This window comes from Nonomuraea composti, from assembly GCF_012034275.1.
GTDB classification, from domain to species: Bacteria; Actinomycetota; Actinomycetes; order Streptosporangiales; family Streptosporangiaceae; genus Nonomuraea; species Nonomuraea composti.
In genome coordinates, this window is sequence record NZ_JAATEP010000179.1 from 1 (window position 1) to 295 (window position 295).

1 protein-coding gene is annotated in these 295 nt (G+C 69.5%); it reads right to left on the reverse strand.

Features of this window, described 5'->3' with window-relative positions; all coding sequences use genetic code 11:
• Window positions 1–295 (reverse strand): hypothetical protein (locus HCN51_RS57890; RefSeq protein ID WP_168022247.1); only part of this gene is annotated, 295 nt, incomplete at both ends.

The following is a 295-nucleotide window of genomic DNA, read 5'->3' on the forward strand; positions in this document are numbered from 1 at the left end:
CGTGACACCCTGTCCTTCCTCCGTACCCTGGTCGAGGGTGGGGCCGTTGTCCTGCTTGTCCGTGGCTCCACCGGTGCCGTTGTCAGCGGGCGGGAGCGTGGGCGCGGAAATGGGCTCGCAGGGGGCGACCGTCCCCTTGACGATCTGCAGGGAGGTCGTGGACGGCGGCGCGGAGTCGCCGTCCTCGCTCTTGGTGACGGCCAGCACCAGCGTGGAGTCCGCGGGAACCTCCCCCTCCTTGATCTCGAAGGCGATGCCGTCACCCGCCTTGCTGATGCTCGCGGCGAACTTCCCC